The following is a 22,303-nucleotide window of genomic DNA, read 5'->3' as shown; positions in this document are numbered from 1 at the left end:
CATCGCGAGCCCACCCGACGTGCAGATCGCTACCGCTCCGACCGCGGTGAGGGCAGCATGATCACCACCGTGACCGCCAATCCCAGCGTCGACCGGACCATCTGCATCGACAGCCTCGTCCGCGGAGACGTGCTGCGCGGTACCCGGAGCTCCGTCGAGCCGAGCGGCAAGGGGGTCAACGTCACCCTCGCGCTGCACACCCACGGACATGCCACCACAGCCGTCCTGCCGCTGGGGGGTGCCTCCGGCGCGGAACTGCGCAGCATGCTCGACGCCAGCGGGGCCGGCTACGTGGCCGTGCCGATCGCCGAAGCAGTGCGCAGCAACATCAGCCTCCTCGAACCGGACGGTACCGTCACGAAGGCCAACGAACCCGGCCCGCAGCTCACCCCTCCGGAAATCGAAGCGCTCGCCGAGGCCGCGATCACCGCCGCGACGAGCGCCAGTTGGCTCGCCTGCTGCGGCAGCCTGCCCGTAGGCGTCGCGCCCGGCTTCTACGCCGACCTGATCGCCCGGGGGAGTGCCGCTGGATGCCGAACGGTCGTGGATTCATCGGGTCCCTGCTTGGAGAAGGCGTTGGACGCGAGCCCTGACCTGATCAAACCGAACATCGACGAGCTGGCCGAGCTGACCGGACGGCGCCTGCACACCCTCGGCGATGTCGTCGACGCCGGCAAACTCGTCCGCGGCCGCGGTGTTGGTGCCGTCCTGGCCAGCCTCGGGCCTCGCGGCGCCGTGCTGCTCGACCACGACGGAGTGCTCCACGGCGAAGCGCCCGTGGGCCGTCCCGTGTCCACAGTCGGCGCTGGTGATGCTCTCCTCGCGGGATTCCTGGCAGGCGGAGGGCGTGGAGCCGAGGCTCTGCACATGGCATTGCGCTGGGCGGCCACCGCTGTTCAGCAGCCCGGAACTCTGTTTTCCGGCGCGGATTTCAACGCCGACCCCGGAGTCACCATCACCGCCACCCCCGACCTGTCCCTGCGGCTGACCTGATCCGCCCCCGGCGACCGGGAAGCAGGAGCAGCCGACGATGCCTCGGGCGCGCCGAGCAGTCGGCTTCTCCACGCAGGCTCGGTGTCAGTCCGGCGGCCGTGCGCCCTGCCGGTCGAGCTCCCGGCGCACCGCTGGTCGTGGGCTTCGGCGGCGGGTCGGTGGGTGATCGTGCGCGGTCAGGTGCGTGCCAGTTGGTCGCGCTTGCGTGTGATCTCCTCGAACAGCTGGTGGAACGACGCGGCGAACTTGTCCACTCCTTCGCGTTCCAGCACTGCGGTGACGTCGTCGTAGTCGATGCCTGCAGCGGCGAACCGGTCGAAGCAGCTCCGCGCTTCGTCCACGCCCTGCTCCAGGGTGTGCGCGACGTGGCCGTGGTCCTGGAAGTCGTCCAGCGTCTGCCTCGTCATGGTGTTCACGGTGTCCCGGCCGATGAGCTGCTCGACGTAGCGCACGTCCCGGTACGCCGGGTTCTTCGTCGAGGTGGAGGCCCACAGGCAGCGCTGCGGGTTCGCACCGGCGGCTGCGAGCTCCTCCCACTCGGCACCGGCGAACATCTCCTTGTAACCCTGGTAGGCGAGTTTGGCGTTGGCGATGGCGAGGGTGCCCTTGAGCTCGTCGTGCTCACCGGTGGAGTCGAGCCGGCGGTCGGCTTCGGTGTCGACCCGCGACACGAAGAACGAGGCCACCGAGGCGACCGACCGGAGGTCTCCGCCGTTGTCCCGGAGCCGTTGCAGCCCCCGCAGGTAGGCCTCGCCCGCGGCGCGGTGGCGGTCCAGGGAGAAGAGCAGCGTGACGTTGACCGGGATCCCGCGGGCGATGGTCTCCTCGATGGCCGGCAGCCCGGCTCGGGTGCCGGGGATCTTCACGAACAAGTTCGGCCGGTCGATCATGCGGTGCAGGCGTTCGGCCTCCGCGATGGTGGCCCGGGTGTCGTGTGCCAGGTCCGGGTCGACTTCCAGGGACACCCATCCGTCCCGGCCGCTCGGGTCGCGGTCGAAGACCTCGCGGAGGGTGTCGCACGCGGACCGGATGTCCTCGCGCGCGATGGCCAGGAAGATCTCCTTGGGATCGGATTCCTCGGTCAGCAGGGTGCGGAGCTGCTCGTCGTAGTAGCCGCCCTCCGCGATGGCGCCCTGGAAGATCGTCGGGTTGGACGTCACCCCGGCCAGTCCGCGCTCGACGAGGCGGGCCAGGTCACCGTCGCGGAGGAACCGCCTGGACAGGTAGTCGACCCAGGCGCTCTGCCCGTGCTCCGCCAAGGCGTGCAGTGGTGTCCTCATGGCATCTCCCGTACGAGTCGTCTCCAGCGGTCTACCCGGAAGATCCGCCGGCAACACCCGGTCGTCTCGGCCGGTGTGCGCTGGGCCGATCCCGCGGCGCTCGGGCGCGGGATCGTGCTGCTGCGAAACCGGATGTGTGCGTCGGGGAGGTGCCGGGTAGCGCTGGGCGGCTGGTGAAAATCGACAAGTGGAGGGGTGAGGAGCACGTGGCCGCCACATCTCGTCTGCCCAAACCCGTCAGCGAGGCCTGGCACTGGCAGCTCCAGGCCGCCTGCCGGGACGTGAACGTCAGCCGGTTCTTCCACCCGGAGAACGAACGCGGCCCGGCGCGCGACGACCGCGAGGAGCAGGCGAAGCGGATCTGCGCAGCGTGCCCGGTGATGCGGCAGTGCCGTGAGCACGCGCTGAAAGCCCGTGAACCGTACGGCATCTGGGGCGGCCTCGGCGAGCGGGAACGACGCGAATTGATCGGCCGCAACTGCGCCGCGTGAACGTGTCTTGCGCAGCACCTGATCGCCGACGTTTGCCCGGTGGGCCGCGGGGGAATGGGACGGGGTGCGGATGTTTCACCATCCGGTCGGTATTTCATGTCCGGAGGCGGATGTCATGACGCAGGGAAAGCAGACACCTCGGGAGCATTCCTCCGAACCAGCGGAAGGGCCGCAGCAAGCGGACATCAGCAAGCCGACTCCTGGTGAGCAGGGGACGAAGGCTCCCGCGGTGGAGACCGAGCTGAGGCGTCACTCCGATACCGCAACAGAAGGCGAATGACCCTCGCCCGCGAAGGCAGCGGATGTCGGTGGGGAAGTGGAGAAGCCGCGCCGCCATCGCGGCACGGCTTCTCCCCGCAGGCTCGCTGTCAGTCCGGCAGCCGTGCGCCCTGCCGGTCTAGCTCCCGGCGCACCGCGGCCGTTTCCACGTCGCCGTCGCGGGCGGTGAACGCCGCGGCTACCCCGGCGGCTTGCCCGGTCGCCAGCGCGGTACCCATGACGCGCAGCGAGGCGCCCGCACCGGCGTCACCGTCCACGGTGCGGCCGGCGCCGAACAGGTTCGACGTGTTGCGGCTGCGCAGCACGTCCAGCGGGATGCCGTAGTAGCCCGGCTCCCCGATGTGCTTCCACTCCGAGGGAATTCCCGGTCCGGGATGGGACTCGATCGGCCACGCGCAGACCGCCACGGCATCGTCCACCGGACCCGGCTGCAGCACCTCCTTCTCCGTCAACTGCGCGCGGCCCACGAGGTGGCGGGACTCGCGCGTGCCCAGTTCCGGTCCGGTGCTGACGATGTAGGCATTGCCGCATCCCGGGAGCGACCGGATCGCCTGGAGGTAGGCCTGGGCCTGTCGCCGGGCGCTGCGCTCGGCGCGGCTGGTGTCCGCAGCATCGCGGGCGTCGTACCCCTCGTCGGCCAGGTAGGTGATGACGTCTCCCGACACCGGCATCCTCGCGATCAAACCCCTCTCGCCGGTCAGGTCGTCCCGCCCCGATTCCTTCGCCGAGCGGATCAGCGAGGCCAGGGCGCTCCGGTCCACCGCGACGTCGGCCGGGATGCCGCCGAATCGGACGCCGAGCGTGCCGTTGATCACCCAGCCGTCGTTGCCGTACCGCACTTCCGCGCCGCCCTGGTGCGCGAGGTCGGCCTCACCGGTCGCGTCGACGAATGCGTCCGCGGTGTAGGAGTGGGTGCCCGAGTGGTCAGCGACCCGCAGCGCGGTGATCCGGTCATCGCGCCGGGTGGCGTCGAGGACGTGCGAGTGCAGCAGCACGTCCACGCCCGCCTGTTCGCACAGCTCGTCCGCGACGCGCTTCACCGATTCCGGGTCGAACACCACCGCGACCGCCGTGAACTTGCGGGGCTCGGTCACCGCGTCCAGCTCGCGCAGCCCGGCCAGCACCTCCTCGGCGACCCCGAACACGACCTGGCGCAGTTCCTGGGTGTAGAGGCCGCAGTAGGTGACGACGTTGCGCAGGGTGGCGGCTCCGCCCAGGCACGGACCACGTTCGATCAGCAGGGTGCGCGCACCCGCGCGCCGCGCGCCGAGGGCGGCACCGATACCCCCGGATCCGCCACCGGCCACGATGACGTCGTAGTGATTGGTCACTGTCCGAATCCTTTCCTCAACGAGCAAGGGTTTCCGGGGACTGCACGGGAGCGGTGGTGGCGGTGTCGCGTTCGCGGACGCCGAACATGAGCAGCATCCCGAGCAGCGGGCCGGCGGCGAGCGTGGCGAAAGCCCAGAAGAACGACCCGGTCGCCTGGAACACGCCACCGATCACCACCGGCACGATCGCGCTGCCCAACTGCCAGAACGCGTTCGTCATGCCGGCAGCGGAACCAGCGAGCCGCACACCGGAGAGCTTGGGGATCAACGCCGTCATGAGCGGGCTGTACACGTACGCCGCGACGCCGAGGAACGGCGCCACCCACAGGAATCCGGCCAGGTCGTCGCGGGTGCCGAAGACCAGCAGGGCGATGACGAATCCACCGAGCACGACGATGGTCGGTACTTTCCGCCGTCCGCCGAAGAGATCGGACACCACGCCCACGAGGGGCTTCGCGACGATGGCCGTGATCCCGAAGATGACCACGACGGTGCCGGCCTGGACCGGTGAGATGTGGTTGCCCTTGATCATCAGCGCGTTGGACCAGGTGATGAAGCCGTAGGTCCCCCACAGCCCGCCGAATCCGGCGAGGCCGAGCAGCCAGAGGTCCCGGTTGCGCGCCAGCGGGCGCAGGCTCGGCAGCTCCCGGTGAGCCTCCACGACTTGCTTCCCCGGGCGGAGCAGAAGGAAGCACAACACCGCGACACCCATCGAGACCGCGCCGAACAGGTGGTACGAGGCACGCCACCCGGATGCGGCGATGAGACTCGGCACGACCGCGTTGGCGATCACGGTGCCGAGCGAGGTCGCGGTCATGAACAGGCCCATCGCGAAGCCCCGGTCCTTCGCCGGGAACCACTGCGCGATGAGCTTGATCCCGGCCGAGTAGTCGCATCCCGCGAACACGCCGACCGCTGCCTGGAACGCGATGCCGAGCACGACGGAGTCCGTTTCTCCGAAGAGGATCATGAAACCGCCGGCGAGGAACAACGAGGCAGCGAGCACCACGCGCGGGCCGAGCCAGTCCGTCAGCACCCCGCCCGCGGCGTTGGAGATGACGTAGCCGATGTAGTAACCGGTGGCGAACACCCCCAGCCCGGCCAGCGAGACGCCGAGGTGCTCGCCGACCGCCACCGAGGCAGGACCCCAGGTCGACCGGTCCACTGCTGTCATCGTGAACGCTGCCCACGACAACACCAGCACCACCCACCGGTAGGGGTGCCGTGCCCCGACGGGATCGACGACAAGACTCATCGTTGAGCGTCCTTTCTCCACACGCGGTGGTCCTGCCTGCCAGGCAGAGCTCGGGTGCCCCGATGGTCGATGGCGTGCCCCGCCGCTCGTGATGATCACCCGAAAGACCAGATGGAAGGAAGTACACCGCGTTTGACAGCGGCGCGTCCAATGCCGGGTAATCAGTGGAGCCATGCCCACCAGGCAGAGCGAGGGCGAGGAGGCCCATGGAACTGCGTCATCTCCGGTACTTCGCCGCGGTCGCGGCGGAGGGCTCGCTTTCGCGCGCCGCCGAACGCCTGCACCTCACCCAGCCGTCGCTGAGCAGGCAGATCCGGCAACTCGAGCGCGACATCGGCACGCCCTTGCTCGAACGCACCACCTACGGAACGGCCCTCACCCCGGCCGGCGCCGCCCTGCACCGCCACGCGCTGCTGCTGCTCCGGCTCGCCGACGCCGCACCCGACATGGCACGCTCCGCGGTCGGCCAGAGCCGGGAAGTCGTGCACATCGGCGTTCCACCGGGCATGCCGGATGGGTGGTTGCTCGACGTGCTCGCCGCCCTCGAGGTCGGCGTCCCCAGGGCGGCGGTGGCGCTGACCGAGGCGAGCAGCACCGAACAGCTGCGGATGCTCCGCGAAGGGCACCTCGACCTCGCCATGGTCCACGAGCAGCCGCAAGCCCGGTTCCGCGCCGAGCGCCTCTTCGACGTGCCCTTCGGCGTCGCCGTGCGCCCCGGCCATCCACTGGCCGACGGCACGACCTGCCGCGTCCGGGACCTCGACGGCCTGCGGGTCCTCGCCCACGGCCGACAGCAGGTACCGGTCGTCGACGACCGGCTGGTGGTCGCCGCCCACGATGCGGGCGCGGTACCCCTGTGGCAGTTCGCGCAGTTCACCGAACACGCACGCGCTTGCGCCCAAGCCGTCAAAGCCGACGCCGTCCTGCTCGTCAGGCACTCCGCGCGCCGCCTGCTGCCCGACTGGCCGTGGCTCCCGCTGACCGCACCGGAGCTCGCACTGACCACCTGGCTGGCCTGGCCGCCGGAGACGCGAACTGTGGTCGGCGACGTAGCCCGCGTCATCAGCGCGCACCCCGGAGCCGACATCGGAGAAGCCGGCTGAACAGCATTCTTTGGCCGGGAGGCGACGTGTTAAGTGGTCGGACGGCCGGCGTTCTCTCGCATCCGCTCGATCTCTTCGGGAGTCCAGCCGAGGATGCCACCGAGGATCTCCTCGTTGTGCTCGCCGAGGTCCGGCCCCGCGGAGCGAACGGGGATCGAGGTCTCGTCGAGCAGTGGCACGATCCCCGGGAACGCGACGGTTCGCACGCTGCCGTCGACGTCGACCGGGAGCTCCTGCACCATCGCCCGGGCGAGGAACTGGGGGTCGGTGGTGATGTCGGCGGCGGTCATGATGGGGCCGGCCGGCACTCCGGCGGCGTCGAGCGCAGCCAGCACGTCCGCGCGCGACAGGGTGCTGGTCCACGCGGCGATGGCGTCGTCGAGCTCGTCGCGGCGCGCCCAGCGCTGAGCGTTGGTGGCCAGGTCGGGGTCCTCGGCGAGGTCGTTGCGTCCGATGGTCGCCATGTACCGCTTGAAGATCGAGTCGCCGTTCCCCGCGATGACGACCGAGCTGCCATCGGCGCAGGGGTAGGCGTTGGACGGGGCGATGCCCTCCATCCGGCCACCGACCCGGGCCCGGTGGACCCCGTAAGCGGAGTGGTCGGGCACCAGCGACTCCATCATCCCGAACACCGCCTCGTGGAGGGCGACGTCGACCTGCTGGGTCAGCGGCGAGGGCGCAGCTCGACCGGTTCGGCGAGCCGCCTCGCGCTGGTAGAGCGACATGACGACGCCGAAGGCCGCGTACAGGCCGGCGATGGAGTCGCCGATGGAGATGCCGACGCGTGACGGCGGTCGATCGGGCTCGCCGACCAGTTCGCGGAGGCCGCCGTAGGCTTCGGCGACGGCCGCGAACCCTGGCATGCCCGCGAGCGGGCCGGTCTGGCCGAACGCGGAGATCCGGGCGACGACGAGGTCGGGCTTGGTCTCGGCGAGCGTGGCCGCATCCAGTCCCCAGCGGTCGAGGGTGTCCGGCCGGAAGTTCTCGACGAGCACGTCGCAGGTCGAGATGAGGTCCAGAGCGGCCTGGCGCCCGGCTTCGGACCGGAGGTCGAGCTCGATGGAGCGCTTGTTGCGGTTGATGGTGCGGTAGAGCATCGAGGTATCGCCCGCGTAGAGGCGCCAGTTGCGCACTTCGTCGCCGGTGCGGGGCCGTTCGACCTTGATGACGTCGGCGCCGAAGTCGGCGAGCATGCGTCCGGTCATGGGGGCGGCGATGTAGTTCCCGAGCTCGAGGACGCGGATCCCTTCGAGGGGAAGCCGCTGGTTCGCAGGTGAGTTGTCGGTCATCGAGGGTCTCCTGTGAAGTCACCGGCGCTAGCGAGAAGGCCCTGGACGGGGCTGTCGTCCCGCGGGCCGACCTCGACTGGTTCCACGCTCATGCAGCGCCCCCCTCGGCGTTCGGCTCCCACGAGGTGGGGCGGTAGATCGGGCCGCGGGCGACGACCTGGTCGAGGAGGCCGCCTTCGGCGTACTCGGGTTGGGGAGAACCGTCCTGGTGCTCGCCCACCTGCCCTTCGTACTCGAGCCAGTTGCGCGCTTTCGGGCTGAGCAGGTACGCGCCGGCGATCGCGAACGTCAACCGGGAGAAGGCGTCCGGCCGTTCGCGTTCCAGCCGCTCGCACCACTCCCGGGGCTGGTCGAGGTCGGCCTCGGCGAGCAGGGTGCGGAAGTCGGCGTGCAGGTCGGGGCGGAGGTGGAGGAACTGGTCGATGAACCGGGACGCGACCGCGGCCTGGTCGGCCGACGGCCCCGACCCGCCTTCCGGGATCAAGGTCTCCCCGAGGACGTAGACAGCCTCGCGCTCGTCATCGGTCAGGACATCCTGGTCGAGTCCGCTCGACCCGACGGTGCTGCGGGAGCTCATGCGGCGGCTCCCGCACGTCGTTCGGTCCTGGACAGCCGCCCCTGGCGGAGGAACGCGTCGCTGGACCACAGGGCGAGCGCTGCCTGCGTCGCGGCGGGGTTGACGCCCCCGGAGGTCACCCAGGTGCTGGAGTCGAAGATGAACAGGTTGGGGATGTCGTGGGTCCGCCCGAAGCGGTCGGTGACGGAGCTGGCCGGGTCGTCGCCCATGACTGCGGTGCCCATGAGGTGCCAGCCGCTGGCGCGCACGTGCGGACCGACGATGATCTCCTTCGCCCCGGCGACTTCGAAGGACTCGACGGCGCGAGCGATGTGGAAGTCCATGAGGCGCTTGCTGTTCTCGTCGACCGCGTAGGTCAGCTTGGCGCCCGGCAGGCCGTCGGAGTCGGCGCGATCGGACGCCAGGGTGACGGTGTTGCGCTCGTCGGGGAGGTCCTCGGCGACGATGCTCCACATAGGAGCGTGCCCGAGCCGGCCCTTGAGGGTGTCGTGGAAGCTCTCGAACCACATCGGTTCCGGAGATTGGCCCCACGGGTAGGAGCGGGTGAGGCCGAGGGGACCGCCGGTGGGCTGGAGGCCCCACTTGGCCCCGCGGACGAAGCCGCGCGCGGGGTCGGACTCGTAGAAGTGCATGGTCTGGATCTGCTGGCCCCAGGATCCGGACTGGGTGGCCAGGTCCTCGTCGAAGATGCCGGCGACGGCGCCGAAGGGGTGCATCATCAGCCGCTTGCCCAGCAGCCCGGAGGAGTTCGCCAACCCGTCGGGGTGCTCGGAGGTGGCGGACATGAGCAGGGTCCGCGGAGTCCCGACTCCGTTGGCGCACATGATCACGGCGCGCGCGTCGACCTTGTGCAGGGCACCGTCGCGGTCCACGTACTCGACGCCGGTGGCCTGGTCTCCCCGGACGAGGACCCGGGTGACGCGGGCACCGGTGCGCAGGTCCGCGCCGCCGTCGACGGCTGCCGGCCAGTGCGTGATGTCGGTGGAGGCCTTGGCGCGCTCGGGGCAGCCGGACATGCAGGTCCCGTGCTGCCGGCACGGGCTGAGCATGCGGTAGTCGCGGGTCGAGATCGCGTTGCTGCCCGGCCACCAGTGCCATCCGAGCTCGTTGAGGGCCTTCGCCATCCGGCGCCCGGCAGCGCGGATCGGCACGGGCGGGTTCGGCGGTCCTTCTCCCGCGGGGTAGGCGGGATTGCCTGCGAGACCGGACACTCCCAGCTGCCGCTCGGCTTCCACGTAGTAGGGCTCAAGGTCCTCATAGGACAGTGGCCAGTCGTCGGCGACGCCGTCGTGGCTGCGCACCCGGAAGTCGCTCGGCGTCATGCGGTGCCACTTCGCGGAGTACAGCACCGTTCCGCCGCCCACGCCGTTCCACATCAGCGCGGAGATGTCGGAGGCGGTGTCGTCGACCGGGTAGTCGGCCTCGGCGCGTCGGCTGTTCGGGTCGCGCGCCCAGTAGCGGTCGGCGGTGACCTCGTAGTCGGGGAAGTCGGCGCGGGCCTTGTCGTAGTCGGGCCAGTCGCCCTGCTCGAGGCAGACGACGCGGAGTCCGGCCGCGGTCAGCGCGGCCGCGGTGATCCCTCCCGCGAGGCCTGCGCCGACGATCACCACGTCGGCCTGGTCGGTGCTCATCTGATCGTCCCTCGTGTGGTGGTTTCAGGCGGGGAGGCGGAAGGTGATGACCTTCTCGACGGACATCTCGCGGATCGCCGAGGCGGGGCCTTCCTTGCCGATGCCGCTGGATTTCACGCCCCCGTAGGGCATGTTGTCGGCGCGGAAGTTCGACGTGTCGTTGATGTGCACCCCGCCGCTCTCGACACCGCGGGCGAGTCGCAGCGCGGTGTCGATGGACGCGGTGAAGACACCGGCCATCAGGCCGTAGGGGGTGGAGTTGGCGAGGTCGACGGCTTCGTCCAGGTCGTCGTAGGGCAGGACGGCGATGACGGGGCCGAAGACTTCCTCCCGGCACAGGCGGGCGGGCGCGGTGACGCCGAGCAGCACGGTCGGCCGGAGCTTACCGCCGTCGACGCCGCCGGTGACGACTTCGGCGCCGTGGGCGACCGCGTCGTCCACGAGTCCGGCGACGCGACGGACTTCCGCAGGGGAGATCAGGTTTCCGATGACCGTGTCGGGGTCGAGCGGGTCGCCGGTGGTCAGCGCTGCGACCTCCTCGCCGATGCGGCGCGCGAGGTCATCGGCGATGGAGCGGTGCGCGATGACCCGCTGCACGGAGATGCACGACTGCCCGGTCGAGGCCGTGCCGCCGGTCGCGCAGGACCTGGCGGCGAGGGAGAGGTCGGCGTCGTGGGCGACGATCGTCGCCGCGTTGGAACCCAGCTCCAGCACGACGCGTTTGAGGTGGCGTCCCGCGCGCTCGGCGATCTTCGCGCCGATCGCCGAACTCCCGGTGAAGCTCACCAGGCGCACGTGCGGGTCTTCGCACAGCGCGGTGGCGACGTCGGGTCCGCCGTTGAGGATGCTGATCGCGGCCGGGGGCCAACCGCTGGTGACGACGGCCTCGGCGAGCACGAGGGTGGTGAACGGAGTGCGCTCGCTGGGCTTGAGCAGGACGGGGCAACCGGCCCCGATGGCGCCGGCGACCTTGTGCACGGCCAGCAGGAGCGGGAAGTTGAAGCCGGCGATCGCGGCCACGACCCCGACCGGTTCCCACGTGGTGAAGGCGAGCCGCCCCGCGCCGACGGGAACGGCGTCGACGGGCACTTCGCGACCGCCGAGTTCGGCCACGGCGTCCGCTGCGGCCTCCAAGGTCGCCACGCAGCGCTGGACCTCACCGCGGCTGTCGCGGAGCGACTTGCCGACCTCCAGGACGAGGGACACCGCCAAGTCCTCGATGTGGCTCTCGAGATATGCCGCTGTGCGCCGGAGGATTTGGGCCCGCTCGCGTCGCGACATCGCGGCGCACGCAGCGCGGGCGCCGTCGGCGGTCGACGCCGCCTCCGCTACCACCGCCGCGTCCGCGTGGACCACGTCGCGTCCACCGGTCGGCGATGCCGGGGATGCCACCTCGACGACGGAACCGTCCAGGACGGCGCGTCCTCCCACGACGAGGGGCAGCGGTCCGGCGCCGGTCCGCAGGGCCGAGGGGCCGGGCAGCGGGGGAGGGGTTGCGTCGTCGAGCATGGCCGTCCTCGTCGTCGTGTGCGATTAGTGCATGCAATCGTGTGTCGGGGCGGCTTCGATGTCAACTGCCGGTTCGGCTCAGTGTGTACAAAAATCGTGTCCTTTGCCGAGATTTAGCCGGTTGAACGAGACATGAGCGGCCAGTGTGTATGCACTAATGAGATCGGGGCAGTCTTGGAACCCTGCTGGTTACAGCGTCGGATCCTTTTCTGAACTGGATGTATCCGACTCTTGGCGTAGTGGATCAGCGGGCTTCTCGTCCGGTGCTCTGTACTTTCGGTGCCGAGCCGGGCCTCTTGACATTTTTTGCATGCACTAGTGATCCTGTGGGTCCGATCACAGGGCTCGGCGATCAGCGGGCCGCGGGGAGCATCCGGGCCGTCGGTCCGAGATCAGGACGAACATGACCACCACATCCACGGGGGCGACGCCGGCCCCGATGGGCCGGGTCCGCGCGATCACGGGCGCGACCGCCGGCCACGCCATCGAGTTCTTCGACTTCGCCGTCTACGGCTTCCTGGCCGTCCACATCGGACACCAGTTCTTCCCGTCCGGGAATCCGACGGCCGAGCTGCTGAGCAGTTTCGCGGTCTTCGGGCTCGCGTTCTTCGCCCGACCGCTCGGCGGACTGGTCTTCGGTCCGCTCGCCGACCGGATCGGCCGCAAGCAGGTCCTCGTCCTGGTGCTCACGCTGATGTCCGGGTGTTCGGTGCTGATCGGTCTCCTGCCGACTTTCGAGACGTGGGGCATCGCCGCACCGGTCGTGCTGGTGCTGCTGCGCACCTTGCAGGGGTTCTCCGCCGGTGGTGAGTACAGCTCCGGTTCCGCGTTCCTGCTGGAGTTCGCAGGGCCGGGCCGACGTGCCTTCGGCGTCAGCTGGCTGACGTTCGGCACCACGGTCGGCCTCACCGTGGGCATCGTGACCGTGACCGGCGTGACGGCGGTGCTGAGCGAGGAAGCCATGGCCGACTGGGGTTGGCGCCTCCCGTTCCTCATGGCCGCCCCGCTCGCTGGGATCGCGCTCTACATCCGCGCGAAGATCGAGGACACCCCGGAGTTCCAGGCGCTCGCGCAGACGAAGCAGATCAACGCGGCGCCGGTTCGCGACGTGTTCGGGCGCGGGCGCAGCCTCGCCCTGATCGTGGGCATCGGCGCCATGCACGCGACCTGCTTCTACGCCGTGTTCACCTACATGCCGACCTACATCGGAACCGTCAACCAGTACGGCGCGACCTTCGCGCTCATCTCCACGCTCGTCTGCGCTGCCGTCACCCTGGTCGCGCTGCCCCTGCTGGCGACGTTGTCGGACCGCGTCGGGCGCCGACCGGTGCTGATCGTCGGCTCGCTCGGCTTCGCGGCCATCGTGTTCCCGGTGTTCAGCGGGATCACCCTCGGGAACCCGGCTCTCGCGATGGCGGGCCAGGTCGGTCTGGGGCTCCTCACCGCCACCTACCTCGCCGCCTCGGCCGCGGCGATGCCGGAGCTGTTCCCGGTATCGGTGCGTTCCACCGGAGTCGCCATCGGCTTCAACATCCCGGCCGCGCTGTTCGGCGGCGGTGCACCGTTCGTGGCGACCTACCTGATCGATGTGACCGGTTGGACCGTGGCGCCCGCGATCTACCTCCTGGGCACGGCGCTGATCGGCTTGGTCGCAGCCCTCGTCCTGCGGCCGGCGGACATCCACAGCGACGAGATCGTCGACGGGCAGACCGTCGTGGTGTCCGAACCCGATGCTGTTCCCGGCGCGTGATCCGGCCCGGCAACACCACCGCGTCGGCCGCTGTCGAGCGGCCGACGTGGCCTAATGTGGGCGTCGTCGGCAGCGGGATGATGGTGAGGAGGGTGCCTCGGTGAGCGAGCCCAACGCCGCCGCGACGCGCGTGTACGACGAACTCCGGCGGCAGATCATGACCTGGCAGCTCCCGCCCGGCACCGCGCTGCGCGAGGTGCAGATCGCCGCCGAGTTCAACGTGTCGCGCACCCCCGTGCGCGACGCGATCCAGCGCCTCCGCTCCGACGGCCTCATCGAGCCGCGCGGACGTCGCGGGGTCGAAGTGTCCCGGTGGAACCCGCGTGAACTCGAAGACACCTATCGGCTGCGAGCCAACCTCGAGGCCTGGGCGGCCCGGCTCGCCGCGGAGCGTCCGAATCTCCTCGACCTGCCGCGACTTCGCGAGCTGGCCGACGAGATGTCAGCGCTGGCGCGGAGCGAGCCGTTCGACCACGAGCGCATCGCCGAGCTCAACATCGAGTTCCACGAGTCCATCCGGTCGGCGGCGGGCAGCGACCGCCTCGTGACCACCTTGACCACCGTGGTCCACATCCCGCTCCTTCACCGCGTCTTCACCGCATTCACCCCCGAACAGGTCGCCACCACCTGCCAGGAGCACCACACGATCATCGCGGCGCTCGAAGCCGGTGATGGCGACTGGGCGGAGTCGATCACCCGCGCGCACATCCTCGCCGCGCTGAACGCGTTGAAGGGACCCCGCGGCCTGTTCGCCACGACGAACGCAGAAGGCACCTGACCCGCAGCGCAGGCCTGCGAAACGCATCGGAAGCGGTGGGACGGCGTCACTGTCCACTTCCCGCATCGAGCGGAATTGGACATATAGCGCCGCGAGGGCAAGAGCGGCGTGATTGCGGGAGCAGGAGTGGGAGGCTGGCCTTCGTCCAGCCCGCGGTCGGGTCACGCTCCTGGGGGTTGCATCGCCTGCCACAGCCGCACCGCGATCTGGAACGCCGGTGCAGTTCGCGAGTCGGTGATGTCGTGTCCCAGTGCTCGGGTGATCTTGTCCAGCCGGTGGTAGAGGGTCTGTCGCTGGAGGTGGAGGCGGCTCGCGGTGGCGGTCCGGTTGGAGTCGCAGTCGAAGAAGGCGACGAGTGTTTCGAGGAGCCTTCGGGACGTCTCGGGCTGTTGTTCCAGGAGGCCGCCGAGCTGTTCCTCCACGAAGTCGTGGAGGACGTCGCGCGCGTCGAGCCGGTGCACGAGTCGTCGAACGGCGACGATGTTGGCGTCGATGACCGAATCCGGCAGCTCTGGCCGCAGGAGGAGGCACCGGCGTGCTTCGGTGACGCTGTGCCGGATGCGATGCGGATTCCGGGCCAGCGGTCCGATGGCAACGGTGCAGTCCTGCGACGGGGTGTGGGCCAGGATGTCCTCGATGAGCTGGTGCCGCGCTCGTTCAGGTGAGTTCCCAGGCAGGGCGACGATGGAGAGCCGTTCGTCCTTCCCGGCCCGGCTCAGCACCGGACGTCCCCGGTGGCGGACCGCTTGCTCCACCGGTCTGAACGGCCCACCAGCGGGCATCACGACGGCGACGTGGGCGCAGGCGCCGCCGAGCGCGGTTGCGCCGACGAGTTCGGCTGAGGTCTCCGGAGTGGTGTCGGATCGTTCCAGCGCTTGGAAGAACGCGTGGGCTGCGGTGTCCTCAGGGCCCGCGGGATGGGACCGCTGCAACGCCAGGGCGAAGGATGGCGGCGCGCGGTCGAGCGCGGCGTCCAGGAGATCGGCGTCCGCTCCGGGGAGGGGCTCGATCCTCAGGGTTGCCGTGACGATCCCGTGCACGGCGATCGGCGCCTCGTGCGCCGTGCCGAGCTCGGTCATACCGTCCGCCTGGTCGACGGCGAGGACATGTCCCGTCGGGTCCTGCACCGACACCCTCGCGTTGAGCCAGGTCGCCAGGACGTTCACCAGCGCGGGCAGGTCGCCGCCTGAGATCAGCTGCTCGGAGAGCTGGTCGGACAGCGAATCGGCCAGGCGCAGCCGGGAAACCGAGGCGTTGATCAGCAATCCGTTGATGCCTTCGGCCACTTCGACGAACGGAACCGTTCGGCGCAGCTGCACGAGGGCGAAATCCCGTTTCCTGGCCTCGTCCACCAGAGCGGCGGGCAGTTCCTCCGCCCGCTCCACAGCGACAGCGGTGACGTCGTGCTCGACGAGCTGCTGGATGTAACGCCGCTGCTGCTCGTCCGACGCAGTGGTCAACACCATCGCGGCGGTGAGCACGAGCTCGCCACCGCGCAGCAGGTGCGCCAGCTCGACGACCTCGCTCGAATGCACCCACCTGACCGGCCGCGAATCGTCGCCGGCGAGCAGGACCGGGTCGGCAGGGCAGAGGCTGGGATGGCGCAGAACGTCGGAAAGCGGGATGGACATGAGACATTCCGTCCAGTCGACCCGGCAACATGTTTTACAGAACGTACCTTGTTCCTCGTGGTGCGCGCCACAAGTATGGCTGGATCGACATCGGTCACGTGGAGGCGCTCATGACGGCAGTTCCACCGAGCAGCAGTGCGAACCAGGACGTGGAGCGAGTACTGCAGCCCATTCCGGAGGAAGCTCGGACCACCGCTGTGTCCGGCCAGTTCTGGATCTGGGCCGGTGCCAACATCGCCCCCATCAACTGGGTGCTCGGCGCCCTGGGGATCAAGCTCGGCTTGGGATTGGCCGATGCGGTGCTGGTGCTCGTAGCGGGAAACCTGGTCGGAATGGCCCTGTTCGGACTGTTCGTGCTGCTGGGGCAACGCACCGGTGCCACCGGAATGGTCTTGTCCAGAGCGCCTTTCGGCCGTCGCGGCAACTACGTGCCAGCCGCGATCCAGGCGGTCTTGGCCGTCGGGTGGTGCGCGGTGAACACGTGGATCATCCTCGATCTGGTCATGGCTCTGCTGGCCGAGCTCGGCCTGGTCGATCCGATGGCGCACAACTACACCGCCAAGATCGTGGTCGCCACGCTGATCATGGCCGTCCAAGTGGTGATCTCTTGGATCGGCTACCGGGCCATCGCGGCGTTCGAGAAGTGGACGGTGCCGCCGACCATCGTGGTCCTGGTGGGGATGTCGCTCGTTGCCTGGACCAAACTGGACATCGACTGGTCCTACGCGGGCCCGCCGGGTGAGTTGCTGCACGGCTGGGATCGGTTCGCGGCGATGACCGGGGTCATGACGGCGATCGGCATCGGCTGGGGCATCACCTGGTTCACCTACGCGGCGGATTACTCCCGATTCGTGAGCCGGGCAGTTCCGCGCCGCAAGCTGTACCTGGCCAGCGCCCTCGGTCAGTTCCTGCCGGTGGTGTGGCTGGGGGTGCTCGGGGCTTCGCTGGCCACGAAGAACGGCCAGGCGGACCCGGGCCAGCTGATCGTGAGCGCCTACGGTTCGCTGGCCGTACCGGTCCTGTTCTTGGTGGTGCACGGGCCGATCGCGACGAACATCCTCAACATCTACACGTTCGGTGTTGCGGCGCAGGCGCTCGACCTGCGGGTCTCACGCCGGATGCTGAGCGTCGTGGTGGGGGTGTTCGCGATGCTGTGCGTGACCTTCTTCATCTTCCAAGGGGATTTCGCGACCGTGCTGGATTCCTGGCTGGTTTCGCTGGTTGCGTGGGTGGCCGCTTGGGGCGCGATCATGCTGGTGCACTTCTACTGGATCGAGCGCGGTACCGCCGACGTGCAGCGGTTGTTCGACCCGGTCGGGACGTCGCGGTTGCCCGATGTCAACCCGGCGGCGCTGCTTTCCTTCGGCGCCGGGATCGTCGCGACGTGGTTGTTCATGCACGGCGTCATCGAGGTCTTCCAAGGGCCGTTGGCCAGTGCGCTCGGCGGCGTCGACCTCTCCTGGCTGGCGGGTGGCCTGGTGGCAGGGGGTGCCTACGCGGTGCTGGGGTCGCGGGCCCACCGCCGGTACGTCGGTTCGATCGTCGAGCGGAACGAGCAGAGGAGTGCGAAGTGACCGATCTGGACGGTGTTGGGTTCCGGTGGCCGGACGGCTACCGCGCGGCGAGCGCGTTCACCTTCGACGTGGACGCCGAATCGTGCGTCCTCGCGCACGATCCCGGAGCCGCGGAGCGGATGTCGCTGATGGGGCACCAGTCCTACGGGCCGCGGGTGGGAGTTCCCCGGCTGCTGCGGCTGCTGGCGCGGCAGGACGTGCGTGCGACGTTCTTCGTCCCCGGGTTCACCGCCGACTGCTACCCGGACGTCGTGAAGTCCATCGTGGACAACGGGCACGAGATCGCTCACCACGGTTATCTGCACGAACCCATGCGCGGCATCAGCGCCGAGGCGGAAGCCGAGTACCTGGACCGCGGGTTGGAAGCGTTGGACCGGGTGGCGGGCGTGCGGCCGGTCGGATATCGCGCGCCGTGGTGGGAGACGAACTGGCACACGCCCCGGTTGCTCGCCGAGCGGGGCTTCGCCTACGACTCGAGCCTGCTCGACGACGACGTGCCGTACCGGATCGCGAACGCCGCACCGGAAACACCGTCGTTGATCGAGATCCCGGTGGACTGGGCGCTCGACGACTGGGAGCAGTACGCGTTCTACCCGGGCTGGACGGGCAGCGGGGTGATCGAGAGTCCGCAGAAGGTGTTGGAGATGTGGTGGCTGGAAGCTTGCGCGCGGCACGCGGAGGACGGGTGCTTCGTGCTGACCAACCACCCGTTCCTGTCCGGGCGCCCGGCGAAGGCCCAAGCGTTGGAGGAACTCGTCGAGCGGGTCAAGGGGCTGGACGGGATGTGGGTGACGACCTTGCAGGAGATCGCTGAGCACGCGGAGAAGGTGTGCGGGCCGGGAAGGGCCCACCAGCGACCGGAACCGCAGCTGCTTTGACGGTGCCAGTGCGGTGCCCCGCGGACCGTCCACTGGGCACCGCACTACTTCTTCGGGGCGCCGAGCCGTTCGGAGATGTCCTCGGCGGTGGCCCGCACGACCTCGGCCAGTTGCTCCCGCAGGGATTCGGACACCCGGAAGCTCGGTGCGGAAAGCAGGACCGCCGCGACCGCCCGGCCGCGGTGATCGCGAACCGGGGCGCTGATGCCGACCTCCTCGATGGAGGTCTCCCCGGCGTTGATGGCGAAGCCGTCGGCGTGCACCTGGGCGAGCCGGTCGAGGTAGCGCTGCACGGCGTGCTCGTCGTCGTGCACGCCTCCCAGCAGTCGCCGGTCGAGCAGGTCCCGCACCTGCGCGGTCGGCATTTCGGCCAGGAAGACCTGCACCGATGAGCTGGCCGAGGTCGAATAGCGGGTGCCGATCGGGGTGGTGTGCTTGACCTGCATCGGGCTGGACACCTGCTCGACGGACACCGACTCGTTACCGCTCCACACCACCAGGGCACTGGTCTCCTTGGTCCGCGCGGTCAGCTCCTCCAGCGCCGGGTAGGCGATGCGGCGCACGTCCAAGTTGGCCAGCAGCGGACCAGCGAGGCCGATCAGCCCCAGGCCCAGGCGGAACCGGCCGCTCTCCGGATCGCGCACCACCAGGTCCATCTGCTCCAGCTGGGCGAGGATCCGGGACACCGTGCTCTTGTGCAGGTCGACCCGCCGGGAGATCTCGGTGACACCCAGCGCCGGCTCGCTGACCGAGAAGGCCCGCAACACGCTGACCCCGTTCTGCAGCACGGAAGGCGCGCTCTTGGTGTTCTGGTCGTCGGTGTTGCCGGTCATGTCAGGAGCTCCTCCATGCCGATGGCGCCGGTACGGGTCCGTCGACCCGCACCGGCGCCGGAATGCTGCTCAGCTGCTGATGGTGTTGTGCTCGGGTCCGTACGGGAATCCGGTGATGTTCTCCGCGCCGTCCTCGGTCACCACGAGGATGTCATGCTCGCGGTACCCACCGGCCCCGGCCTGGCCCTCCGGGACGGTGATCATCGGTTCCATCGACACGACCATGCCGGGTTCGAGCACCGTGTCGATGTCCTCCCGCAGTTCCAGCCCTGCCTCGCGGCCGTAGTAGTGCGAGAGCACGCCGAAGGAGTGGCCGTAGCCGAAGGTGCGGTTCGGCAGAAGCCCCTCTGCCTCGTAGATCTCGTTGAGCTCGTTGGCGATCTCACCGCAGACGGCACCGGGCCGGATGAGTTCGAGACCGCGCTCGTGCACCGCGGTGTTGACGCGCCAGTAGCGCAGGTGCTCCGCGGACGGCTCGCCGTAGAACAGCGTCCGCTCCAGAGCCGTGTAGTAACCGGCGATCATGGGGAAGCAGTTCAGGCTCAGGATGTCGCCGTCGCGCACCTGGCGGCTGGTCGCCCAGTTGTGCGCGCCGTCGGTGTTGATCCCGGACTGGAACCAGACCCAGGTGTCGCGGAGCTCGGCGTGCGGGAAGGTACGGGCGATCTCGCGGACCATGGCCTGGGTGCCGGCGAGCACCACTTCGTACTCCGGGACTCCCGCGGTGATCGCCTCGACCACCGCGGCACCGCCCAGGTCGGCGATCCGGGCACCGTGCTTGATCAGCTCGATCTCCTCGGCGGACTTGACCATGCGCTGGCGCATGGTCGCCGCGGAGATGTCGACCAGGCCGAACCCGGGCAGCGCGTCGGCCAGCTGCGCCCGCAGCACGGGCGGGATGTGGTCGTCCTCCACGCCGAGCCGCCCGGACTTGACGCCGGAGCGTTCGAGCACGGTGGCGATGGCGTGCAGGTAGTTGTCGCGCCGCCAGTCGGTGTAGACGATGTTGTCGCCGAAGCTGCGCCGCCACGGCTGCCCGGCGTCGATGTTGGCGGAGACGGTGACGTGCGCGTCCTCGGTCACCACGAGGGCGTAGTTGCGGCCGAACGAGGTGTAGAGGAAGTCGCTGTAGTAGTTGATGTTGTGGTAGCTGGTGAACACGACCGCGTCGACGCTGTCTTCGGCCATCTGCTTGCGCAGCGCGGTCACCCGGCGGCTCATCTCCTCGTCGGAGAACGTCGGCCGAACTCGCTCGCCGTTGTGGATCTCCTTGAGCCGTTCGAGGTTCATCGAACACATCCTTTCTCGTTGGTGTCCTGCGGAAGGGCTTCCGCGACGGGAGCGCGACGGGCGGCCAGCATCGCCGCGGCGGCAGCGATTCCGGCGGCAGCGAGGTACCAGGCCGGAGCGATCTTGTTGCCGCTGAGGTGGATCAGCGCGGTGGCCACGAACGGGGCGGTCCCGCCGAACAACGCGTTCGCGGTGTTGAAGCTGAAAGCGAAGCCGCTGTAGCGCACGTGCGTCGGGAACAGCTCCGCGAGGTAGGACGGCAGAGTGCCGTCGTTCATGGTGAGCAGGACGCCCAGCGCGAGCTGGATCAGGGTGATGCCGATCAGCCCGCTGGCGCCCAGCAGCAGGAACATCGGGACCGCGAGCAGCGCGAACAGCGCACCGCACGTCGCGAGCATCACCGGGCGGCCGACCACATCGGACAACCAGCCCATCACGAACACCGATCCGATGTAGCCGAGCAGCGCGATCGTGGTGACGATGAAGGAGGCGGTCTCACCGAGCTGCAACTCGGTGGACAGGTAGGTCGGCATGTAGCTCAGCAGCATGTAGAAGCCGACCGCGTTCAGGCAGGTCGCGCTGAAGGCGATGAAGATCGCCCGCTTGTTGCTGGTGAAGGTCTCCCGCAGCGGTGTGGACGTGACGGATTCCTGGTCGGCCAGGGCTCGGAATTCGGGGGTGTCCTCCAGTTTGACCCGGATGTAGCGCCCGATGACGCCGAGCGGGGCGGCGAGCAGGAACGGGACGCGCCAGCCCCACGAGTCCATCGATTCCGGCGGCAGGAGCGAGGTCAGGAGCGCGACGATGAGCGACCCGAGAAGCAGTCCGGTGGCGGTGCTCGCGGGCACCACGCTGGTGTAGAGACCGCGGCGGTGGCGCGGGGCGTACTCGAACAGGAACGCCGATGCGCCCGCGTACTCACCCGCGGCCGAGAATCCTTGCACCACGCGCACCAGCAACAGCAGCGCAGGTGCGAACAGGCCGACCTGGTCGTGCGTTGGCAGCAGCGCGATCACGAAGGTCGCGGCGGACATGATCAGCACTGAGAGCGACAGGGCGGCACGCCGTCCGAACCGGTCGCCGAATTGGCCCCAGAAGATGCCGCCGAGGGGGCGGACGATGAACGACAGCGCGAAAACGCCGAAGGTCGCCAACAGGGCCGCGGTGGGGGAGCTGGTGGGGAAGAAGTTCCGGGCGATGATGGTCGCGAGGTAGCCGTAGGCGGCGTAGTCGAACCATTCGACGCAGTTTCCGATGAAGCTCGCCGTCACGACCCGGCGGATCGTGCGGGAGCCGCTGTGCCCGAGATCGGCACCTTGATTGCTGGATGTCATCGCGCCCACTCCTGGGTGGGTCGTGCCGGCCCGGCGGGAAGGTCCTGGTCGGCATTGGGCAAGGGGCCTGGCTGTTCAGTTCAGCCGCAAGACGACCGTACGTCGATGCAACTCCGTTGCGGTGAACGAAACGTAAGAGCGCTGTTGCCCGCTGTCAACCCCGGATTCCATGGCGCTCCGAAATCGGCTGATCGAACTGAGAGTGGTTGATGCAGGGGGCGGATCCTGGTCCTGCGCTGCACGAGGCCAAGTCAAAAAAGCCGTTCAGAGCAACAGTGTTGCATTCAATGCGACATTGCTGCATGCTCTGGGGCATCTCTCGTTCCTCTTCCCCAGGTTTCCCACCACGGCCGCTGCGCGCTCAGCGGCGGAAGGGTTCTCCATGACTGCACCGACGATCCGGTCGACACCGGACCTGTTCAACGACAAGCTGGCCGCGGTGGACCCCGAGGTCGCGGCGGCGGTCGGCGCCGAGCTCAACCGGCAGCAGAGCACGC

Annotated in this window: 18 protein-coding genes; 7 read left to right on the top strand and 11 right to left on the bottom strand. The window is 69.2% G+C overall.

Annotated features, from left to right (window positions below; translation table 11 throughout):
- Positions 1 to 57: 57 nt before the first annotated feature.
- Complete coding sequence (locus ABTZ89_RS09620; protein ID WP_351042291.1) at positions 58 to 993, top strand: 1-phosphofructokinase family hexose kinase; 936 nt, start codon at positions 58 to 60, stop codon at positions 991 to 993.
- A 176-nt stretch (positions 994 to 1,169) separates the two neighbouring features.
- On the opposite strand, the gene tal is transcribed toward ABTZ89_RS09620, so the two are convergent.
- Positions 1,170 to 2,273: a transaldolase gene (tal, locus tag ABTZ89_RS09615; protein WP_351042288.1), complete on the bottom strand. Its 1,104-nt coding sequence runs from the start codon at positions 2,271 to 2,273 to the stop codon at positions 1,170 to 1,172.
- A 206-nt stretch (positions 2,274 to 2,479) separates the two neighbouring features.
- Between tal and ABTZ89_RS09610 the strand changes: the two genes are divergently transcribed.
- Positions 2,480 to 2,764, top strand: a complete 285-nt coding sequence (locus ABTZ89_RS09610) for a WhiB family transcriptional regulator (protein WP_351042285.1) — start codon at positions 2,480 to 2,482, stop codon at positions 2,762 to 2,764.
- A 368-nt stretch (positions 2,765 to 3,132) separates the two neighbouring features.
- On the opposite strand, the gene ABTZ89_RS09605 is transcribed toward ABTZ89_RS09610, so the two are convergent.
- Complete coding sequence (locus tag ABTZ89_RS09605; RefSeq protein ID WP_351042282.1) at positions 3,133 to 4,374, bottom strand: FAD-dependent oxidoreductase; 1,242 nt, start codon at positions 4,372 to 4,374, stop codon at positions 3,133 to 3,135.
- A 16-nt stretch (positions 4,375 to 4,390) separates the two neighbouring features.
- Positions 4,391 to 5,629, bottom strand: a complete 1,239-nt coding sequence (locus tag ABTZ89_RS09600) for an MFS transporter (RefSeq protein ID WP_351042279.1) — start codon at positions 5,627 to 5,629, stop codon at positions 4,391 to 4,393.
- Positions 5,630 to 5,835: 206 nt separating this feature from the next.
- Here ABTZ89_RS09600 and ABTZ89_RS09595 point away from each other — a divergent pair, with 206 nt between their 5' ends.
- On the top strand, positions 5,836 to 6,732 hold the full coding sequence (locus ABTZ89_RS09595) for a LysR family transcriptional regulator (RefSeq protein WP_351042276.1): 897 nt from the start codon (positions 5,836 to 5,838) through the stop codon (positions 6,730 to 6,732).
- A gap of 29 nt (positions 6,733 to 6,761) precedes the next feature.
- On the opposite strand, the gene ABTZ89_RS09590 is transcribed toward ABTZ89_RS09595, so the two are convergent.
- From ABTZ89_RS09590 to ABTZ89_RS09575, 4 genes are all read right to left on the bottom strand, one after another.
- Entirely contained in the window at positions 6,762 to 8,021 is a 1,260-nt protein-coding gene (locus ABTZ89_RS09590) for a CaiB/BaiF CoA transferase family protein (RefSeq protein ID WP_351042273.1), read from the bottom strand.
- Positions 8,022 to 8,109: 88 nt separating this feature from the next.
- Entirely contained in the window at positions 8,110 to 8,598 is a 489-nt protein-coding gene (locus ABTZ89_RS09585) for a hypothetical protein (protein ID WP_270954036.1), read from the bottom strand.
- On the bottom strand, positions 8,595 to 10,229 hold the full coding sequence (locus tag ABTZ89_RS09580; RefSeq protein ID WP_351042270.1) for a GMC family oxidoreductase: 1,635 nt from the start codon (positions 10,227 to 10,229) through the stop codon (positions 8,595 to 8,597). Before ABTZ89_RS09580 ends, ABTZ89_RS09585 begins: the two co-directional genes overlap by 4 nt.
- A gap of 24 nt (positions 10,230 to 10,253) precedes the next feature.
- Positions 10,254 to 11,738, bottom strand: a complete 1,485-nt coding sequence (locus ABTZ89_RS09575; protein ID WP_270954032.1) for an aldehyde dehydrogenase family protein — start codon at positions 11,736 to 11,738, stop codon at positions 10,254 to 10,256.
- A gap of 403 nt (positions 11,739 to 12,141) precedes the next feature.
- Between ABTZ89_RS09575 and ABTZ89_RS09570 the strand changes: the two genes are divergently transcribed.
- Together ABTZ89_RS09570 and ABTZ89_RS09565 are read left to right on the top strand one after the other, a co-directional pair.
- Complete coding sequence (locus ABTZ89_RS09570; RefSeq protein WP_351042267.1) at positions 12,142 to 13,488, top strand: MFS transporter; 1,347 nt, start codon at positions 12,142 to 12,144, stop codon at positions 13,486 to 13,488.
- A 100-nt stretch (positions 13,489 to 13,588) separates the two neighbouring features.
- Positions 13,589 to 14,266, top strand: a complete 678-nt coding sequence (locus tag ABTZ89_RS09565) for a GntR family transcriptional regulator (protein ID WP_270954028.1) — start codon at positions 13,589 to 13,591, stop codon at positions 14,264 to 14,266.
- 161 nt (positions 14,267 to 14,427) lie between these two features.
- On the opposite strand, the gene ABTZ89_RS09560 is transcribed toward ABTZ89_RS09565, so the two are convergent.
- Entirely contained in the window at positions 14,428 to 15,897 is a 1,470-nt protein-coding gene (locus ABTZ89_RS09560) for a PucR family transcriptional regulator (protein WP_270954026.1), read from the bottom strand.
- A 110-nt stretch (positions 15,898 to 16,007) separates the two neighbouring features.
- Here ABTZ89_RS09560 and ABTZ89_RS09555 point away from each other — a divergent pair, with 110 nt between their 5' ends.
- Together ABTZ89_RS09555 and ABTZ89_RS09550 are read left to right on the top strand one after the other, a co-directional pair.
- Entirely contained in the window at positions 16,008 to 17,471 is a 1,464-nt protein-coding gene (locus tag ABTZ89_RS09555; protein WP_351042263.1) for a purine-cytosine permease family protein, read from the top strand.
- A complete protein-coding gene (locus tag ABTZ89_RS09550) occupies positions 17,468 to 18,349 on the top strand; it encodes a polysaccharide deacetylase family protein (protein ID WP_351042260.1) in 882 nt (293 codons plus the stop codon). Before ABTZ89_RS09555 ends, ABTZ89_RS09550 begins: the two co-directional genes overlap by 4 nt.
- 44 nt (positions 18,350 to 18,393) lie before the next feature.
- Here the strand turns inward: ABTZ89_RS09550 and ABTZ89_RS09545 are convergent, their stop codons facing one another.
- From ABTZ89_RS09545 to ABTZ89_RS09535, 3 genes are all read right to left on the bottom strand, one after another.
- On the bottom strand, positions 18,394 to 19,182 hold the full coding sequence (locus ABTZ89_RS09545; RefSeq protein ID WP_270954022.1) for an IclR family transcriptional regulator: 789 nt from the start codon (positions 19,180 to 19,182) through the stop codon (positions 18,394 to 18,396).
- Positions 19,183 to 19,251: 69 nt separating this feature from the next.
- Positions 19,252 to 20,472 (bottom strand): M24 family metallopeptidase, encoded by a 1,221-nt coding sequence (locus ABTZ89_RS09540; RefSeq protein WP_351042257.1) that lies wholly within the window; start codon positions 20,470 to 20,472, stop codon positions 19,252 to 19,254.
- Positions 20,469 to 21,806, bottom strand: a complete 1,338-nt coding sequence (locus ABTZ89_RS09535) for an MFS transporter (RefSeq protein ID WP_351042254.1) — start codon at positions 21,804 to 21,806, stop codon at positions 20,469 to 20,471. Before ABTZ89_RS09535 ends, ABTZ89_RS09540 begins: the two co-directional genes overlap by 4 nt.
- Positions 21,807 to 22,303: the final 497 nt, after the last annotated feature.

It is taken from the genome of Saccharopolyspora sp. NPDC002686 (assembly GCF_040295745.1).
Classification (GTDB): Bacteria; Actinomycetota; Actinomycetes; order Mycobacteriales; family Pseudonocardiaceae; genus Saccharopolyspora; species Saccharopolyspora oryzae.
This window is presented reverse-complemented; position numbering and strand designations above follow the sequence as displayed.

Coding starts and splice junctions, on each gene's coding strand:
- ABTZ89_RS09620 (WP_351042291.1), top strand. CDS start 58: ATGATCACCACCGTGACCGCCAATCCCAGCGTCGACCGGACCATCTGC.
- tal (WP_351042288.1), bottom strand. CDS start 2,273: ATGAGGACACCACTGCACGCCTTGGCGGAGCACGGGCAGAGCGCCTGG.
- ABTZ89_RS09600 (WP_351042279.1), bottom strand. CDS start 5,629: ATGAGTCTTGTCGTCGATCCCGTCGGGGCACGGCACCCCTACCGGTGG.
- ABTZ89_RS09595 (WP_351042276.1), top strand. CDS start 5,836: ATGGAACTGCGTCATCTCCGGTACTTCGCCGCGGTCGCGGCGGAGGGC.
- ABTZ89_RS09590 (WP_351042273.1), bottom strand. CDS start 8,021: ATGACCGACAACTCACCTGCGAACCAGCGGCTTCCCCTCGAAGGGATC.
- ABTZ89_RS09585 (WP_270954036.1), bottom strand. CDS start 8,598: ATGAGCTCCCGCAGCACCGTCGGGTCGAGCGGACTCGACCAGGATGTC.
- ABTZ89_RS09580 (WP_351042270.1), bottom strand. CDS start 10,229: ATGAGCACCGACCAGGCCGACGTGGTGATCGTCGGCGCAGGCCTCGCG.
- ABTZ89_RS09575 (WP_270954032.1), bottom strand. CDS start 11,738: ATGCTCGACGACGCAACCCCTCCCCCGCTGCCCGGCCCCTCGGCCCTG.
- ABTZ89_RS09570 (WP_351042267.1), top strand. CDS start 12,142: ATGACCACCACATCCACGGGGGCGACGCCGGCCCCGATGGGCCGGGTC.
- ABTZ89_RS09560 (WP_270954026.1), bottom strand. CDS start 15,897: ATGTCCATCCCGCTTTCCGACGTTCTGCGCCATCCCAGCCTCTGCCCT.
- ABTZ89_RS09555 (WP_351042263.1), top strand. CDS start 16,008: ATGACGGCAGTTCCACCGAGCAGCAGTGCGAACCAGGACGTGGAGCGA.
- ABTZ89_RS09545 (WP_270954022.1), bottom strand. CDS start 19,182: ATGACCGGCAACACCGACGACCAGAACACCAAGAGCGCGCCTTCCGTG.
- ABTZ89_RS09540 (WP_351042257.1), bottom strand. CDS start 20,472: ATGAACCTCGAACGGCTCAAGGAGATCCACAACGGCGAGCGAGTTCGG.
- ABTZ89_RS09535 (WP_351042254.1), bottom strand. CDS start 21,806: ATGACATCCAGCAATCAAGGTGCCGATCTCGGGCACAGCGGCTCCCGC.